An 18,999-nucleotide genomic window follows, 5' to 3' on the forward strand; every position below is an offset into this window, starting at 1 on the left:
CTACTACCTGGAGCTATACCCATGCTGGGTTGCCAAGCGAGCGTGTCGATGCAGCGGGGTACACGTTGCGCTACCACTGGGACAAGCTAGGTCGATTGGTATGCCTGGACAACCAGAACGGAAGTAGAGCGACATTCTGCTATGACCTGGTCGGACGCTTGTCGCAGGAAACCGGTTTCGACGGTTTGGCAAAGCACTATCGGTATGACGTGCATACCGGGCGGCTGGCGTTCACGCAGGTTGGCCAGCGTCGCGTAACCATGCGTTTCGATCGCATGGGGCGACTGATCGAACGTACTGCCAGCCTGGGTGAACAGGTGGAATCGGAGCATTATGCCTACAACGGCAATGGCCAACTGCTCCAGGCCCGCAATGCCGTCAGCATGTTGCAATGGTTCCATGACGAAGCCGGCAACATGGTCTGCGAGCACCAGCACTATCTGGGTATCGGCACACCCATGGTTGCCGTCTGGCAGCATGAATACGATGCGTTGAACCAGCGTGTGGCAACCATCCGGCCCGATGGCCATAAGGTCAGTTGGTTGACTTACGGCAGCGGCCATGTTGGCGGCATGACGCTCGATCATCACGAAATGCTCGCCTTCGAGCGTGACGACTTGCACCGCGAAATTGTCCGTCACCAAGGCAACAAACTTATGCACAAGCAGCAGTGGACTCCGCGGGGAAGGCCGCAAGAGCAATTGATTGGCGGAGTCGATGGCGAATCTGTCCTGCTCAAACGGGAGTATCAATACGACCCGGTCGGCCAACTGACCGGTATTCGCGATACGCGTCGTGGGCAATTGGCTTATCAATACGACCCGCTTGGCCGGCTGCTGCAGGCCACCAGCTGTCTAGGCGTTGAAACTTTCGCGTTCGATCCCGCGGGTAACCTCATTGACGAAGCCCAACAACTCAATCGCCCCCTGGAAGAAAAGGCCAGGCATGGGAAGCTGATGGACAACCGCTTGCGCGAATACGGCGGTGTCCATTTCAAATACGACGAGCGCGGCAACCTGATTCACCGGCTGCAAGAGGGCAAGCATGCTCATCTGACCTGGGACTTGTTCGATCGCCTGACGCATTACAACGATGACAAGCTCAAGGTCGACTACAGCTATGACGCGCTGGGGCGCAGGTTGCACAAGCATTCCGTTGCCCATTACTGGGATAGGCCTGAAGCCGGTACTGGCTGGAACCAGATGCAGCGAGCCAAACGACAGCGCGAGTTGAAATGCGGCTTCACGCTGTTCGGCTGGGATGGCAACGCGCTTGCCTGGGAGAGTTCCCCGCCACGTGACGACAGTGATACCGGCAGGACGGTGCACTACCTATATCTGCCAGGCAGTTTTGTGCCGGTGGCCCAAGCGGTGCGCAATGGTCCGGTTCGCCTGCACAAGCAACCAGACTGGAATGGACGTGAATATGATTTTGACCAAGATCCCCTGTGGCACACCGAGGTGAAGCCTCAAACGTTCGACAGCATCTACTGGTACCAATGTGATCATTTGGGCACACCGATGGAGCTGACGGATGAGGAAGGCCGTGTGGTGTGGGCGGCACGCTACACGGCTTGGGGAGATCTTATCGATTTGCAAGATGCTCTAGATGCTATTGGCGCAGTGAGGAACTCGATACGCTTCCAGGGGCAATATCAAGATCACGAGACAGGGCTGCATTACAACCGGTTCCGCTATTACGATCCGAGGAGTGCTCGTTACGTATCGGAGGATCCGATCGGATTTGTTGGCGGGCTCAACGCATATTCGTACGTGAATGGCAACCCTTTGGCTGCGACTGACGCTATGGGCTTAAAGCCATGGGATTGGAATGGCAAAGGAGATACGAGTGCTTGTATGTATTACGATATTCGGGCCTGCGAAACGAAAGGCAATTTGAGTAGTTACTATGAAACTGCCGGCAATATCTGTCGCGGTGAGCGCTTGGATGTTAATGTTGTGCTATGGGGCGGCATGATAAATGCCTGGACTTGGGGGTATACTGCTTCGTCCGAGGCCGAGATATCAAATAATATAAGGAGTGGCTTGATAAAAAGTGATCAGATTGAAGTTGCGATCCATGGAGCAAATGGTGTTACTGGGAATGCAATTGATGCTTATCATGATAAAGCCTTTAGTGAGGCAGGACTGCTCACTCGGTTTTATGGGGGGAATATATGGTTTCAAGGTATATATCCCAATCCTGTTCCTTATGATTCTGACGGTAAGTTCAAGTATGATCCGCGACGATTGATGTCTGATGCTAGTGATTCAGAGTCGCCAGGCTGTGCTAAGAAATAATTTTTTAGGGATCTTTGCCAAGGTGGTTTGTTGTGTTGAAGGTGTTAAGGTTTTTTCTTGCGATTCCGCCGATTCTGGTTTATGTGCTTTTCTGTTATTTAGCGACACGGGGAGGAGAGCTCACTCTGCTTCAGATATTAAGGCATGTGATTCTCGTTTCCGGGCTCGTGCCTCTCTGCTCGTGGCTACTGGTGATTTTCAAGAGCACTTCAGCTACGATTGTAAAATCGTTTATTTTTGCCGTTTTGATAACGATTTATCATATTTTTCTTTTTGCGGTCTCCGCGCATCGCGATGGACTTCATTATTGGGGGGTGCAGTTTTTTGAGTTTGCAGGGTTTTATGCCTTGATTAGAGTTGTTAATGGGGTGAGGGTTTTTAGTGGTAGTAGATCCGAAGGTAGTTGAACGCTCCGAAAAGGCAGGCGGGTGGCTACGAAACTACATCTTTTATCTAGTATTTGTACGAAAAGTTTTGTGGGAACGGGCTTGCCCCGCGATGGAGTGCGAATAAGGATGATTGATCAGGGGCGCAATTGTTAGAGCACACCACATGGCAGTTCGAGCAAGTCACTCCCACTCCGATCGCATCGACCTCAAACCATGCGCAATCCCTGCTTTGCCAGCAATCCCCCTCACTTGCTCACCAGCAACTCCGGCCCCAGGTAATCGTTGATCTGGTCGATATCGTCATCCCCCAGGCTACCCACCGACGAGGCCAGGCGCAGGCGCGACATCAAGTAGCGCAACTTGGCCTCGAACAGGTCGTGCCTGGCCACGAACAGCAGCTCCTCGGCATTGAGCACATCCGAGTTGGTGCTGATGCCCCCCTCCTTGAAGCCCTTGCGGGTCGACAGCAACGAGCGCTCGTTGGATACCACGGCCTTCTCCAGCGCGCGGATGCGCAGGGCGCCGCTCTGCACGCCGCGAAACTCGCGGGTGGTGCCGGTGATGACTTCCTGGCGGGTGGCGTCGAGTTCGTCCTGGGCCTTGGCGCTGTTGGCGCTGGCCTGGCGGCTGAGGGCGCTGACACCGCCGCCGCTGTACAACGGGATGTTGATTTCCAGGCCGATCGAGCTGTAGTGGTTGCGCTGGTTAAGCTCCGACAGCGACTGGCTTTCGCCGGCGGTATAGCCTGCGACGAAGTCCAGGGTCGGCCAATGGCCGGCCTTGGCCCGTTTCACTTCTTCTTCGGCGATCGCCTGGCTGTGGCGGCGTGCATGGATCAGCGGGCTGTCGGCCTGGGCCTTGACCAGCCAATCCTGCAAGTTGCCGGGCAGCAGCGGTGGGGTGGCGAAGCCCGGTTGCAGGGTGGTCAGCGATTCAGGGGTTTCACCGATGTACTCGGCGAGCTGGCGGCGGGCGTTGACCAGGTTGTCCTGTGCCTCGATCAGCTCGGCCTCTGCAAGGTCGCGGCGCGCGGCCGACTCGTCGATGTCGGTGATGGTGCCGTCGCCCAGTTCCATGCGCCGTTTCGCCGAGGCCAGTTGCTCGTCGAAGGCGCTCAGCTTGGCGTGGGCCAGGGTGATGGTCTCGCTGGCCAGCAGCACGTTGAAGTAACTCTCGGCCAGGCGTACCGCAGCGTCCTGGCTCTTGGCATCGAACACCGCCACGCTGTAGTCGGCACGTTGCTGGCCCTGGCGGTACTCGGCCATCTTCTGCTTGTTGAACAGCGGCTGGCGCAAGCGCAGGTTGGCGCCGGTGGAGTCGTAGTCGAGGTCGTTGTTGATGCCGTTCTGGCGCTGGTTGCCGTTGACCTTGCTGGTGTAGGCCGAGGCGTTGATCTGCGGCAGCAGGCCTGCTCGGCCGATGGCACGGTTTTCCATGCCTGCCTCTTGTTCATGCACGGCGGCGCGGTACACCGGGCCCTGGTACTGCAGCAGGTCCCAGGCTTGCTTGAGGTCCATGGCGCCGGCGGGCAGGGCCAGGCCCAGCAGGCACAGGCACAGGCAATGACGGTTCATATCATTGCTCCTTGAAGGCGCTGTCGACGCGTTCGATCATCGGCTTGAGCAGGTAGCTCAGCAGGTTGCGTTCGCCAGTCTTGATGGTGACGCTGGCCGGCATGCCGGGGCGGATATGGTTGCTGCCCAGCAGGGCCATGCCGGCCTGGGTCACCTCCACCTGGGCCAGGTAGAACGGCTGCTTGCTTTCTTCGTCCAGCAGCCGGTCGGCCGAGACGGTCTTGACCCGCCCGGGGATGTTGGGGGTCTGGGCGTGGTTGAACGCCGGGAAGGACAGGTCCACCGCAAGCCCCGGGACCATCTTGTCGATGGCCTGCACCGGGATCATCGCGTCCACCTGCAGCGGCTCGTCGAGCGGTACCACCTCCATGATCTTGGCGCCGGGCTGGATGATCCCGCCGACCGTGGCGATGCTCAGGGCCTGGACCATGCCGTCGATCGGCGAGCGGATCACCGTGTGCGCCACTTCATAATCCAGCGCGCGCAGGCGGTCGGCCAGGGTGGTGCTTTCCTTGGCGGTGTCGGTCAGCTGCGATTGCACCTCTTTGCGGTAGTCGTGCTGGCGCTGCAGGATGCGCAGGCGGATTTCGCTGGTCTGGCTGCGCACCCGGGCGATGTTGTTGAGGTTCTCGGCCTGGCCGGCGGACAGGTCGGCATGGCTGCGTTCCAGTTCCAGCAGGCGGTTGCGCGGCACGAAGCCTTCGGCGGCGAGGGTGCGGGTACCGTGCAGTTCCTGGTCGAGGAAGCCGATCTGCGAGGCGCGCGCGCCATACACCTGCTGCAGGCCCTTGAGCTGCACCGCCGAGGCCGAGAGGTTTTCTTCGAGGATGTCGATCTCGCCGGCCAGGCCCGCGCGGCGGGTATCGAGCAGGTGTTCCTGCAAGTCCATCGCGGCCAGCAGGCGGTGGTCGCCGGCGAAGCGGGCCAGCAGGTCGGGGTCGTAGGTCACTGTGTCCTCGCCGTCACGCTCGGCCTCCAGGCGGTTCTCCACGGTCTTGCTGACGATGTACTGGGCGCTGACCGCGCCTTGTTCGGCCACGGCGCGCAAGGCATCCAGGCGCACCACTTCCTGGCCTTTCTTCACCAGGTCGCCTTCGCGCACCAGAATCGCTTCGACGGTGCCGCCGGTCAGGTGCTGTACCGCCTTGCGGTTGCTGGTGACCTTGACCGTGCCGGTGGCCACCACGCCGGCATCCAGCGGCGCCAACCACGACCACATCAAGAAGCCGCCGAAGCCGGCGAGCATCAGCCACAGGCCGCAGCGGGCAGGGCGAGTGACGTTCAGGTCGATGCCGTGGTCGGTGGCGTTAGCGGTGGTTTCTGTGGGCATGTTCATCTGCATGATCTGTCACTCCCGAGCCTTGACCGCGGCCAGTGGGGTGGGTGCCGCCGTGCCCGCCGGCATCACGCTGGCCTTGCGCAGCGCGGCGAACACTTCGTCGCGGCTGCCGAGCATCTGCACGGTGCCGTCGCGCAGCATCAGCACCTTGTCGACGGCGCACAGCACATTGGGCCGGTGCGAAACCAGGATCACCGTCGCACCCCGGGCCTTGAGCTCGGCCATGGCGTCCACCAGGGCCTTTTCGCCGAGGTCGTCGAGGTTGGCGTTGGGCTCGTCCAGCACGATCAGGCTGGGTTCGCCATACAGCGCGCGGGCCAGGGCGATGCGTTGCTTCTGGCCACCGGACAGCGGGCTGCCGTCGTTGCCCAGGCGGGTGTCGTAGCCCTGGGGCAGGCGCAGGATCATCTCGTGCACGCCGCTGATTTTGGCGGCGCGGATCACCGCATCACTGTCCACCTCGCCAAACCGCGCGATGTTGTCGGCGATGCTGCCTTCGAACAGCTCCACGTCCTGGGGCAGGTAGCCGAGCCAGGGGCCCAGCTCGGCCTTGTTCCAGGTGAACAGGTCGGCGCCGTCCAGGCGCACCTTGCCAGCCTGGGTAGGCCATACGCCGACCAGCAGGCGGGCGAGGGTGGACTTACCCGAGGCGGACGGGCCGATGATGCCGAGGCTTTCGCCCGGCGCAAGGCTGAAGCTCACCCCGCGCAGGATGGTGTTGCCGGTGCCGGGGGCGCCGGCAAACACGTTCTCCACCGCGAGCATGCCCTGCGGGCGCTGCAGCGACATGCTCGGCGGCCGCCGTGGGTAGTCGTGCAACAGCGCGTTGAGCCGGCCCCAGGCCAGGCGGCAAGCGAGCAGTTGCTTCCACGAGGCAATCACCTGTTCCACCGGGGCCAGGGCGCGGCCGGTGAGGATCGAGCAGGCGATCATCATCCCCGGGGTGATCTTGCCTTCGATCGCCAGCAACGCGCCGCTGCCGAGGATCAGCGACTGCAGGGTGATGCGTACGAAGCGCCCGGTGCTGCTGATCAGCGCGGCGCGGTCGGAGGCCAGGGTCTGCATCTGCAGGATGCGCAGGTGGCCCTTGAACCAGCGCTGGCTGATGGCCGGCAGCATGCCCATGGCCTCGATCACCTCGGCGTTGCGCAGGTTGTTGTTGGCGTAGTTGGCCGACGACAGCGCCGCCTGGTTGGCTTCGGCCAGCGGCTGGTGGGTGGCCTTTTCGGTGAGCCAGGCCAGGCCTACCAGGATCATCGAGCCGATCAGCGTGACCAGCCCCAGCAGCGGGTGGATCAGGTAGGCGACCAGCAGGTAGATCGGCGTCCAGGGGGCATCGAAGAAGGCGAACAGGCCATTGCCGGTGAGGAACTGACGCAGTTGCGCCAGGTCCTGCAGGGCCTGGCCGGGGCTGCCGCCGGCGCGGCTGAGGTTGCGCTCGAAGGCGGCGCTGAAGGTGCGCCGGTTGAGGGCCATGTCCAGGCAGTTGCCCACCCGGATCAGCACCCGGGTGCGCAGCATCTCCAGGGTGGACATCAGCAGGAACAGGCCCACCACCAGCACCGTCAGCATGGCCAGGGTGGTGACGTTGCGGCTCACCAGTGCGCGGTCGTAGACCTGCAGCATGTACACGGCAGGTGTCAACATCATGACGTTTATCACCCCGCTGAACCCTGCGAGCGAATAGAAACTGCGTCGCATTTGAAACAGTGCCTCGGCGAGCTCGGAGCGGGTGGATGTGTGCTTGGGCATGAGGCCTCCCTCCAGAAAACCGGGTGCTCTTGCGGCAGCCCAGGTAGCAGTAGGTGTGGAAGCTGATTGGCACGCAGGCTGGTCGCTCTTTTGGCGGGTAATCCGAACACGCTGCAGTGCCCCACAAGCAGGAGCGTAGGTTGTGAGAAATATTTTGTAATACGTTTTTGCTCTATAGATTCCTCACAAATCTCATTAAAAACAGCCAGTTGAGAACGATTAGCGGGATCAAATCTTTTTTATCGACGTAATATTGACAATTTTTTTGCCTACAACTTTAGTCTTAGTCAGTTCGTCGGAACTTTGCCCGAGGCCCTGTTGTCGCCTCGGCCCCGCGAGCCCCCGCTGACATTCCTGTGGGAGCAGAACATGACCAGCCCTCTGTTCTTGTACCGAGTGAATGGGCTCTACAGGACGTTATCCCCCACCTCTCGTAGTCACGGCCCACCCAGGGCCTGGGGCCGTCGCGCCTGAGTGCCCGACGAACCTGAACCTGCGCGAACTCCAGGCACGTAGCCCGCCCGGCGGGTAACGGTTTTGCGCGCCCCGTATCGCGAAAAGAAAACGCTGCAAACCGTGCACGCCTACGAATGGGCGCGACGGGCGCCTGCGCCCCGCGTTCGCCCCCCATACCGATCGAGGTCAACCGAAAATGGCCAATTTCAGCAAGTCCGACCTGGAGTTCATCCTCAAGCAAATCTTCATCGCCGAAGCCCATGCCAACGGCGCCAGCCTTATCGAGCTGCTGCCCAACAGCCAGGTGCCGTTCGGCCTGCGCACCGTCGACGGCAGCTACAACAACCTGGTGGCCGGGCAGAGCGAGTTCGGCGCCGCCGACAATTCGTTCCTGCGCCTGCTCGATGCCCAGTACCGCGCGGCCTACGCCGCCAGCGGCACGGTGGTCGACTCGCAGCCGCGCACCATCAGCAACCTGATCGTCGACCAGACCGCGCACAACCCGGCGGCGGTCGAGGCCAATGGCGGCGCCGCACCGGTGATCAGCCCCGGCGTGGACGGCGTGTTCGGCACCGCCGACGACAAAGAAGTGTTCTTCATCCCCAACGAGTCGCCGGATGCCGGCCTGACCGCCGGCTTCAACTCCTGGATGACGTTCTTCGGCCAGTTCTTCGACCACGGCCTGGACCTGGTTACCAAGACCAGCAGCGCCATCGTGTTCATTCCGCTGCAGCCGGACGACCCGTTGTATGTGCCGGGCGGGCAGACCAACTTCATGGTGCTGCCGCGCGCGGTGCACACCGCCGGCGCCGATGGCGTGCTTGGCACCGCCGACGATGGCCAGCTCAACACCACCTCGCCGTTCGTCGACCAGAGCCAGACCTACAGCTCGCACCCCTCGCACCAGGTGTTCCTGCGCGAATACACCCTCGATGCCGGCGGCGACCCGGTGGCCACCGGCCGCTTGATCACCAACCGCGCCCTGGGCGCCGACGGCAAGTTCGGCACCGCCGACGATGGCAGTGGCGAGAACGGCGGCATGGCCACCTGGGCGGTGGTCAAGGCCCAGGCCCGCGACATCCTCGGCATCGACCTGACCGACGCCAACGTGCACAACGTGCCGCTGTTGGCCACCGATGCCTATGGCAACTTCATCAAGGGCCCCAACGGCATGCCGCAGGTGGTGATCCGTATCGGCAATGGTGCCGACGGCATCGCGGGGACCGCCGATGACCTGACCCAACTGGTCGAGGGCAACCGCGCCGCGCCGATCAGCCTGGCCAACGCGGTGAGCACCGGCCATGGCTTCCTCGATGACATCGCCCACAATGCCGAGCCGGTCTCGGTCGGTGGCGTGCTGCAGGCCGACGCCGACAACAGCATCGGCAACTCCCAGCCCCCAGGCCCGGGCGGCAGCAACCTGACCTACGACAACGAACTGCTCGACGCCCACTACATCGCCGGCGATGGCCGTGCCAACGAGAACATCGGCCTGACCGCCGTGCACCATGTGTTCCACTCTGAGCACAACCGCCTGGTGCAGCAGTCGAAGGACACCATCCTCGCCTCGGGTGACCTGGCCTTCCTCAACCAATGGCTGGTGGACGATGTGGCCGCACTGCCGACCACACCCGCCCAGGTCGCCGCCCTGGTATGGGATGGCGAGCGGTTGTTCCAGGCCGCCAAGTTCGGCACCGAGATGCAGTACCAGCACCTGGTGTTCGAGGAGTTCGCCCGCACCATCCAGCCGCAGGTGGACGAGTTCCTCGCCCCCAACGGTTACGACACCTCGATCAACCCGGCGATCCTCGCCGAGTTCGCCCACGTGGTGTACCGCTTCGGCCACTCGATGCTGACCGAGACCGTTGACCGCTTCGACCCCGCGTTCAACCCGGTGCTCAGCGACCCGAACAACCCCGACCAGCAACTGGGCCTGATTGCCGCCTTCCTCAATCCGCTGGCCTTCGCCGGCAGCGGCGCTACCGCCGACGAAGCGGCCGGGGCGATCATCCGCGGCGTGACCCGCCAGTTGGGCAACGAGATCGACGAATTCGTCACCGAGGCACTGCGCAACAACCTCCTGGGCTTGCCGCTGGACCTGCCGGCGCTGAACCTGGCCCGTGGCCGTGACACCGGCATCCCCAGCCTCAACCAGGCGCGCCGCGAGTTCTACCATTCCACCGGCGACAGCCAGCTCAAGCCGTACATCAGCTGGGTCGACTTCGCCGAGCACCTCAAACATCCGGCCTCGCTGGTCAACTTCATCGCCGCCTACGGCAGCCACAGCAGCATCACCTCGGCGACCACGCTGGAAGACAAACGCGCCGCTGCCCTGGCGCTGGTGTTCGGCGGCAGTGGGGCACCGGGCGACCGCCTGGACTTCCTCAACGGCACCGGGGCCTGGGCCAATGTCACCCTGGCCGGCAAGGACGGCGTGATGAACACCGCCGACGACGTCAGTGGCGTGACCATCACCGGCGTCGACAGCATCGACTTCTGGGTCGGCGGCCTGGCCGAGCAGAAAATGCCCTTCGGCGGCATGCTCGGCTCAAGCTTCAACTTCGTCTTCGAAACCCAGCTCGAAGCGCTGCAGAACGGCGACCGCTTCTATTACCTGTCGCGCACCGCGGGCCTCAACTTCGGCACTGAGCTTGAGAACAACTCGTTCGCCAAGTTGATCATGCTCAACACCGATGTCACCCACCTGTCCAACACGGTGTTCCTAACCCCGACCTTCACCCTTGAGGTCAACCAGGCCAACCAGTACACAGGCCTGGGCGCAGACGGCCGTGCCGACCCCACCGGCGGGCTGATGATCAATGGCGTCGAGATCGTGCCGCTGGTGATCCGCGACAACCCCGACACCGTGGGCGGCGACAGCAACTTCCTGCACTACACCGGTGAGGACCATGTGGTGCTCGGCGGCACCGCGGGCGACGACATCATCATTTCCGGCGACGGCGATGACACTCTGTATGGCGACGGCGGCAACGACCGCCTCGAAGGCGGTGCCGGCAACGATGCGGTGCTGGGTGGCGCGGGCGACGACATCATCACCGACTCGTTCGGCGACAACCGCCTGGAAGGCAATGCCGGCAACGACGTGATCATCGCCGGCAGCATGCTGGCCGCCGGCAACCTGATACTCGGCGGCGACGGCCAGGACTTCATCGTCACCACCGAAGACATCACCACCACCTTCGGCGGCCAGGGCGACGACTTCATCCTCGGTGCCAAGACCAACCTGCCGCCCACCGGCAACGAAGGCGACGACTGGATCGAGAAGGGCACCCAGGACGGCGCGCCGGGCGACAACTTCGCACCGCTGCTCACCGATGACGTGGTCGGCAACGACATCTTCGTCGGCGGTGGCGGCTTCGATGAAATGATCGGCGAGGGCGGCGACGACATCTTCGTCGGCAGCGATGCCCAGGACAAGATGGACGGCATGTCCGGTTTCGACTGGATCACCTACAAGAACGACCAGGTGGGCGTCACCGCCGACCTGAGCCTGGCCGCGCTGGCCCAGCCCCATGGCAACGCGCCGAACCAGAACGCCGGGGTGTTCAACCCGGTCGGCGCCTCGCCGGCCTCGATCCTCGACCGCTTCGCCGAAGTGGAGGGGTTGTCCGGCTCGAAGTTCGCCGACGTGCTCAAGGGCGACGACGTGGATGCGGTGACCATCCTCAACCACGGCGGCGCCACCGGCAGTGCATTGACCAACGTCCAGCTGATCCGCGGGCTGCAGCAGTTCCTGGCCGATGCCGGGCTGCCGACCACAGGCTTTGCCACCGGCAACATCATCCTTGGCGGTAACGGCAGCGACCTGATCGAAGGCCGTGGCGGCGATGACCTGATCGACGGCGACAAGTGGATCAACGTGCGCATCGCAGTGTATGCCCCGGGCGACGTCAACCACACCGGCCCCGAGATCGCCAGCTTCGACAGCATGGTCGGCATGATCCCGTTCATGCTCGACCGTACCTACAACCCCGGCCAGCTCAAGGCGGTGCGCGAGATCCTGCCCGGCACCTCCACCGATGGCGCGGCCTTCGACACGGCGATCTTCTCCGGGCTGCAGAGCGAGTACCAGGTCACCCGGAACGACCGTGGCACCGCCGACACGGCGGATGACGTGTGGACCGTGGCCGACAGCGTGGCCGGCCGCGACGGCACCGACACCCTGCTGCACATCGAGCGCCTGCAGTTCGCCGACGGCCAGCGCGTGCTGGTGCCGGGGGCGAATGCGCAACCGACCGGCAGCCCGACCATCAGCGACGGCAACGGCGGCGCGATCACCGTGGGCGACACCCTCACCGTGAGCGTGGCCGGGGTGCGCGATGCCAACAACGTCGGCGCCGGCAACCCGCTGGGCACTCTGGCCAACAGCTCGGTCTCGTACTACTGGCAGTTCGAGGCCGACCCGGGCAGTGGCGTGTTCCAGGACATCATCCTGCTGCCGGCCGGCGACCTGGCGTTCCAGAGCGCCGACGGCACGGCGTTCAAGGTCTCGCCGGACCTTGCCGGCCTATCGCTGCGGGTCAAGGCGATCTACCAGGATGGCCACGGCACCACCGAAATCCTGTTCTCCCAGCCCACCACCGTGGTGGAGCCCGGCGCGCCGGTGGTGCCCACGGCGCCAACCCCGGTGGTGGATGCCACCGACGGCGGCGCCGGCCTGCACATGGTGCGCTCGGACCTCAACTTCATCCTCGCGCAGATCAAGATCGCCGAAGCCGACGCGGCCGGGCAGGACATCCTCTCGCTGATCCCCAACATCCGCGCGCCGCTGGGCCTGCGTGCGGTCGATGGCTCGAACAACAACCTGATGAACCTCAACGGCAACAACCACACCGAATACGGTGCCGCCGACAACGTGTTCCCACGCCTGAGCGACCCGGTGTTCAATTCGGCCGAAGGCGCCCCGGCCGGCTTCTTCGGCCCAGGTTCGCCGGCCAGCCCGGCGACCTCGTACCAGCAGACCAGCGGCAACGTGTTCGACTCGCAGCCGCGCACCATCAGCAACCTGATCGTCGACCAGACCTCGAATAACCCGGCCGCCTATGCCACCGCCTATGACCCCGGTGCCAACGGCCACCTCGACTTCGGCGCGCCAGGCAGTGATGACGTGCTCAAGGATGGCGTGCGCATCGTTGCCAGCCCTGGCATGGACGGCCAGTTCGGCACCGTTGATGACCACGACGTGTATCTGTTCGAGAACACCGCGCCGGATGCCGGCTTGTCCGCGCCGTTCAACGCCTGGATGACCTTCTTCGGGCAGTTCTTCGACCACGGCCTGGACCTGGTGACCAAGGGCGGCTCGGGCACCATCTTCATCCCCCTGCAAGCGGACGACCCGCTGTACGTGCCGGGCGGGCATTCCAACTTCATGGTGCTGACCCGCGCCACCAACCTGCCCGGCGCCGACGGCGTGCTGGGCACCGCCGACGATGTCCACGAGCACACCAACACTACCACGCCGTTCGTCGACCAGAACCAGACCTACAGCTCGCACCCGTCGCATCAGGTATTCCTGCGCGGCTACCAGCTGACCGATGATGGCCCGATCGCCACCGGCCGCTTGATCACCAACCGTGACCTGGGCGCCGACGGCAAGTACGGCACCGGCGACGACAGCGAGATCGGCGGCATGGCCACCTGGAAAGTGGTCAAGGCCCAGGCCAACGATGTGTTGGGCATCCACCTCACCGACGCCGACGTGGACAACGTGCCGCTGCTGGCCACCGACGCCTACGGCAACTTCATCAAGGGGCCCAACGGCTACCCGATGGTGGTGATGAAGGGGGCTGACGGCCTGGGCGGCACCGCCGATGACGTGCTGGTCGAAGGCAACCCGCTGGCGCCGATCGACCTGAGCAATGCCGTGCGCACCGGCCATCAGTTCCTTGCCGACATCGCCCACAACGCCGTGCCGGTGTTCAGCGGCGGCGTGCTGGCGCCGGATGCCGGCGATGCGATTGGCAACGCCGTGCCGTTCAACCCGCAGACCGGTGCCAACACCGCCTACGACAACGAGCTGCTCGACGCCCACTACATCGCCGGTGACGGCCGGGTAAACGAGAACATCGGCCTGACCGCCGTGCATGCGATCTTCCATGCCGAGCACAACCGGCTGGTGGCGCAGACCAAGGACACGGTGCTCGACTCCCACGATGTGGCCTTCCTCAACGAGTGGCTGCTCGACCCGGTGGCGGCGTTGCCGGTCACCCAGGCCGAGATCGACGCGCTGGTGTGGAACGGCGAGCGGCTGTTCCAGGCCGCCAAGTTCGGCACCGAGATGCAGTACCAGCACCTGGTGTTCGAGGAGTTCGCCCGCACCATCCAGCCGCGGGTCGACCTGTTCTTCGCCCCGACCCAGGTGTATGACGTCGACCTCGATGCCTCGATCGTCGCCGAGTTCGCGCACACCGTATACCGCTTCGGCCACTCGATGCTGACCGAAACGGTCGACCGCTTCGACATCGACTTCAAGGTGATCGGCGACCCGGCCAGCGCCAACCCCGACCAGCAGATGGGCCTGATCGCGGCGTTCCTCAACCCGTTGGCCTATGCCGCCAGTGGCGTGACCCCCGAGGAGGCGACCAGCGCCATCGTGCGCGGGGTGACCCGCCAGGCCGGCAACGAGATCGACGAGTTCGTCACCGAGGCGCTGCGCAACAACCTGCTGGGCCTGCCGCTGGACCTGCCGGCGATCAACATCGCCCGCGGCCGCGATGTCGGTATCCCGTCGCTCAACGCCCTGCGCCGCGACATCTATGGCCAGACCGGTGACACCCAGCTCAAGCCATACACCAGTTGGGTCGACCTGGTGCAGCACCTCAAGCACCCGGAATCGCTGATCAACTTCATCGCCGCCTACGGCACCCACTCCAGCATCACCGCAGCGACCACCCTCGAGGGCAAGCGTGACGCCGCCCTGGCCCTGGTGTTCGGTGGCAGCGGTGCGCCCAGCGACCGCCTGGACTTCCTCAACGGCAGTGGTGCCTGGGCCAACGTGACCAAGGCCGGCAAGGATGGCGTGCTGGGCACCGCCGACGACCTCAAGGGGGTGACGATCACCGGGGTGGATGCCATCGACCTGTGGATCGGCGGCCTGGCCGAAGCGAAGACACCGTTCGGTGGCATGCTCGGCAGCACCTTCAACTTCGTGTTCGAGAACCAGCTGGAGAAACTGCAGGACGGTGACCGCTTCTATTACCTGGAGCGCACCGCCGGCCTGTCGATGAACGCGGAGCTGGAAAGCAACTCGTTCGCCAAGCTGATCATGGCCAACACCTCGGCCACCCACCTGCCGGGCCTGGTGTTCTCCGACCCTGGCTTCTACCTGGAAGTGGACCGCTCCAAGCAGTACAACGACGGCCTGGGCAACGCCGACCCGCTGGACGACAACGGCCATCAGGTGGTGTTCCGTGACAACCCGCTGACCGCTGGCCCCGACGGCAACTACATCCGCTACACCGGTGACGAGCACATCGTGCTCGGTGGCACCAACGGCGATGACATCCTCATCGCCAGCGAGGACGACGACACGGTGTGGGGCGATGCCGGCAACGACCGGATCGACGGTGGCGACGGCAACGACCAACTGCGCGGTGGCGCCGGCGACGACATCATCAGCGACACCGGCGGCGACGATAACATCCAGGGCGGCGACGGCAACGATGTGCTGCACGGCGGCAACGGCATCAACCTGATCATCGGCGGCTTCGGCAGCGACTTCATCGTCACCGGCGAGGATGCCAGCGAAGCCATCGGCGGCCAGGGCAACGACTTCATCCTGGGCAGCAAGGCCAACGAGCAGGACATGGGCAACGAAGGCGACGACTGGATCGAGAAGGGCACCTCGGACGGTGCGCCCGGCGACAACTTCGACCCGCTCGGCAACGACCCGATCATCGGCAACGACGTGTTTATCGGCGGCAACGAGAACGACAAGTTCAACGGTGAAGGCGGCGACGACATCATGGTCGGCAGCCTCGGCTTCGGTGACCGCTACATCGGCGGTTCGGGTTATGACTGGGCGACCTTCAAGGACCTGGCCCAGGGCGTTTCCATCGACTACAGCGACCGCTTCTTCGATGTGCCGCTGGTGCCGGGCTCGGGCGCTTCGGCGCTGGTGCGCTTCGACATCATGGAAGGCCTGTCGGGCTCGGCCCATGGCGACTTCCTGCGCGGCGACAACGAGGATGCCACCTCGCTGCCCACCGCCGGGGCCACCGGCAGCGTGCTGACCAACATCGGCCTGATCAACGGCCTGGTCGACCTGCTGGCGGCCGGCGCGACCTTCTTCGATGGCGGCAACATCATCCTCGGCGGCAGCGGCAGTGACCTGATCGAAGGGCGCGGCGGCGACGACATCCTCGACGGGGACAAGTGGCTGAACGTACGCATCAGCGTGCGCGCCAACCACGACGGAACCGGCCCGGAAATCGCCACCTTCGACAGCATGGAGCCGATGGTGCCGCTGATGCTCAACGGCACCTACAACCCCGGGCAGCTGGTGATCGTGCGGGAGATCCTCAGTGGCGACAACAGCTACGACACCGCGGTGTTCAGCGGCATCGCCACCGACTACCGCATCAGCATCGAGGGCGACACGGTCATCATCACCGATACCGTAGTGGGCCGTGATGGCGTGGACCGCCTGACCGGCATCGAACGCCTGCAGTTTGCCGACCGCGCCCAGGCCTCGGGCGTGGGGACCGCCGTCAACAATGGCCCTGCGGGCCACCTGGCGATCCTCGACGACGCCAGCGGCGCGCGGGCCGATGCCCCGGTGGCCGGCCAGTTGCTGCGGGTGAGCAACCGTGGCGTGCACGACGCCGACAACGTCGGCGCAGGCAACGCCAGCGGCGCGGTGACCGGGCCTGTGGCCTACTACTGGCAGGTCGAGACCATCCCTGGCACCGGCGTCTATGAAGACATCACCTTTGTCGCCGCCGGTGAAGTGTCGCGGGCGACCGGCAGCACCTACCGGGTGGCGGACGATGTGGCGGGGCTGAACATCCGCGTGCGGGCGGTGTACCAGGACGCCAAGGGCACGCTGGAAATCGTCGACTCCTCGGCCAACAGCGCCCCCAGCGCAGGGCCGAGCGTGACCGGGCTGGCGGCGCAGAACCAGGTGCTCACCGCAAACCTTGCGGCCATCGTCGACGCCGATGGCCTGAGCAACCCGCAGTTCAGCGTGCAGTGGCAGTCGAACGTGGGCGTGGGCTGGGTGAACATCGCCGGTGCCATCGGCACCAGCTTCACCCTTGGCCAGGCCCAGGTCGGCCAGCAGATACGCGTGCTGGTGCACTACATCGATGACTTCGGCGTGGCCGAGGTGGCCACCTCCGACCCGACGCTGCCGGTGCTCAACGTCAACGACGCGCCAACCGGCGCGGTGCTGATCAGCGACACCACACCGGACCAGGGCCAGACCCTGACCGCGCTGACCGGCAGCATCGCCGACCTCGACGGCCTGGGCGCCTTCAGCTTCCAGTGGCAGCAGGGGCTGGGCGGCAACTTCAACGACATCGCCGGCGCCACGACGGCCAGCTTCACCCCGGGCCTGGCCCAGGGCAATCAGCAACTGCGGGTGATCGTGCGCTACACCGACGGCTTCGGCAAACAGGAGGTGGTGACCTCGGCGGCCACGGCGGCGGTGGCGGTGATACCGGGTATCGTGCTGCAAGGCACCAACGCGGCCAACACCCTCAATGGCACGGTGGGCAACGATGTGCTGCTGGGCCTGGGCGGTAACGACACGCTCAATGGCTTGGCCGGGTTCGACCAGCTGTTCGGCGGCGTCGGTAACGACACGCTCAACGGCGGCGACGGTGACGACGTGCTCAACGGCGAGGACGGCAACGATGTCCTCAACGGCGGGCTGGGCGCCGACACCCTGAACGGCGGTGCCGGCAATGACACCTTCGTGGTCGACAACCTCGGCGACACGGTCATCGAAGCGGCCGGCGGCGGTGTCGACCTGGTGCAGACCAGCCTGGCCAGCTACGTGCTCGGCAACGAGGTCGAGAACCTGACCTACACCGGCAGCGCCAACTTCTCCGGTACCGGCAACGGGCTGGCCAACACCATCACCGGCGGGAGCGGCAACGACACGCTCAATGGCGGTGCGGGTGATGACCGGCTGGTGGGCGGCGCCGGCAACGATACCTACGTGATCGATGCCGGCAACGATGTGGTGGTCGAGGCCGCAGGCGGTGGTATCGATACCGTGCGCACCTCGCTGGCCAGCTATGCGCTGACCGCCAACGTCGAGAACCTGACCTACACCGGTGTGGGCAACTTCACAGGCTTGGGCAACGACCTCGGCAACGTCATCACCGGCGGTGCCGGCAACGACACCCTCAATGGTGCCGGTGGCGACGATACTCTCAACGGCAATGCCGGCAACGACACGCTCAATGGCGACGCCGGCAACGACCAGTTGTTCGGTGGCCTTGGCAACGACACCCTCGACGGCGGTGGCAACAATGACACCCTCGATGGCGGTGCCGGCGACGATGTGCTAAACGGCGGCAATGGCGATGACACCTTGCTGGGCGGGGTGGGCAACGACAACCTCGATGGCGGCATGGGTGTCGACCGGCTGGAGGGCGGTGACGGCAACGACACCGTGCTCGGTGGTGGCGGCAACGACACCTTGCTGGGCGGGGCCGGCGATGACTTCATCGATGGCGGCGCGGGCAACGACACGGTCACCGGCGGGGCCGGCAACGACTCGCTGGTGGCGCTCGACGGCAACGATGTCTTCGTGTTCGCCGCAGGCTTCGGCACCGACCAGGTGTTCGGCTTCGATGCTGCCCCGGCAGGCGGCCAGGACCGGCTGGACATCTCGGCGATGAACATCACGGCGGCGACTTTTGCCGCCAACGTGACCATCGCCGATGTGGGGGCCGATACCCTGGTCAGCTTCGCCGGTGCCACCGACACCATTCGCCTGGTGGGGGTAGGGGATGCGACCAGCGTGACGGCGGCGGATTTTCTGCTGACCTGAGGCGTGACGCAGGCTCGAGGTAAAGTATGTGAAACGTGAAGGGGGGCAGGGATGCCCGCCCTTTTGTTTTGATCGGCGGGAAATCCACCGCTTTGTGTGCCCGGTGCTTCTCCCCCGTGCCTTGAAGGACTAGTACCCTGTCTTGGAAATACGTTCCCCTTTGGCG

General features: G+C 64.2%; 6 protein-coding genes. 3 read left to right on the forward strand and 3 right to left on the reverse strand.

Going from position 1 to position 18,999, the window contains the following annotated elements; all coding sequences use genetic code 11:
* Window positions 1–2,300, forward strand: a 2,300-nt coding sequence (locus DM373_RS20020; protein WP_167409848.1) for an RHS repeat-associated core domain-containing protein, incomplete at its 5' end; no start/stop codon positions are given.
* Between the two features lie 32 nt (window positions 2,301–2,332).
* Window positions 2,333–2,707, forward strand: coding sequence for a hypothetical protein (locus tag DM373_RS28805; RefSeq protein ID WP_157966861.1), 375 nt, complete (start codon window positions 2,333–2,335; stop codon window positions 2,705–2,707).
* A gap of 227 nt (window positions 2,708–2,934) precedes the next feature.
* On the opposite strand, the gene DM373_RS20025 is transcribed toward DM373_RS28805, so the two are convergent.
* From DM373_RS20025 to DM373_RS20035, 3 genes are read right to left on the reverse strand one after another with little or no spacing between them, the layout of a single operon-like run.
* Complete coding sequence (locus DM373_RS20025) at window positions 2,935–4,263, reverse strand: TolC family outer membrane protein (RefSeq protein ID WP_110995214.1); 1,329 nt, start codon at window positions 4,261–4,263, stop codon at window positions 2,935–2,937.
* A gap of 1 nt (window position 4,264) precedes the next feature.
* Complete coding sequence (locus DM373_RS20030) at window positions 4,265–5,599, reverse strand: HlyD family type I secretion periplasmic adaptor subunit (protein ID WP_244215100.1); 1,335 nt, start codon at window positions 5,597–5,599, stop codon at window positions 4,265–4,267.
* 12 nt (window positions 5,600–5,611) lie between these two features.
* Window positions 5,612–7,354: a type I secretion system permease/ATPase gene (locus DM373_RS20035; RefSeq protein ID WP_110995216.1), complete on the reverse strand. Its 1,743-nt coding sequence runs from the start codon at window positions 7,352–7,354 to the stop codon at window positions 5,612–5,614.
* A 652-nt stretch (window positions 7,355–8,006) separates the two neighbouring features.
* Between DM373_RS20035 and DM373_RS20040 the strand changes: the two genes are divergently transcribed.
* A complete protein-coding gene (locus tag DM373_RS20040; RefSeq protein ID WP_110995217.1) occupies window positions 8,007–18,833 on the forward strand; it encodes a peroxidase family protein in 10,827 nt (3,608 codons plus the stop codon).
* The last annotated feature ends 166 nt before the right edge of the window (window positions 18,834–18,999 follow it).

This window comes from Pseudomonas sichuanensis, from assembly GCF_003231305.1.
Lineage (GTDB): Bacteria > Pseudomonadota > Gammaproteobacteria > Pseudomonadales > Pseudomonadaceae > Aquipseudomonas > Aquipseudomonas sichuanensis.

Bases quoted from the DNA above. Each gene is read 5' to 3' on its own strand.
- DM373_RS20025 (WP_110995214.1), bottom strand. From the start codon at position 4,263: ATGAACCGTCATTGCCTGTGCCTGTGCCTGCTGGGCCTGGCCCTGCCC.
- DM373_RS20030 (WP_244215100.1), bottom strand. From the start codon at position 5,599: ATGAACATGCCCACAGAAACCACCGCTAACGCCACCGACCACGGCATC.
- DM373_RS20035 (WP_110995216.1), bottom strand. From the start codon at position 7,354: ATGCCCAAGCACACATCCACCCGCTCCGAGCTCGCCGAGGCACTGTTT.
- DM373_RS20040 (WP_110995217.1), top strand. From the start codon at position 8,007: ATGGCCAATTTCAGCAAGTCCGACCTGGAGTTCATCCTCAAGCAAATC.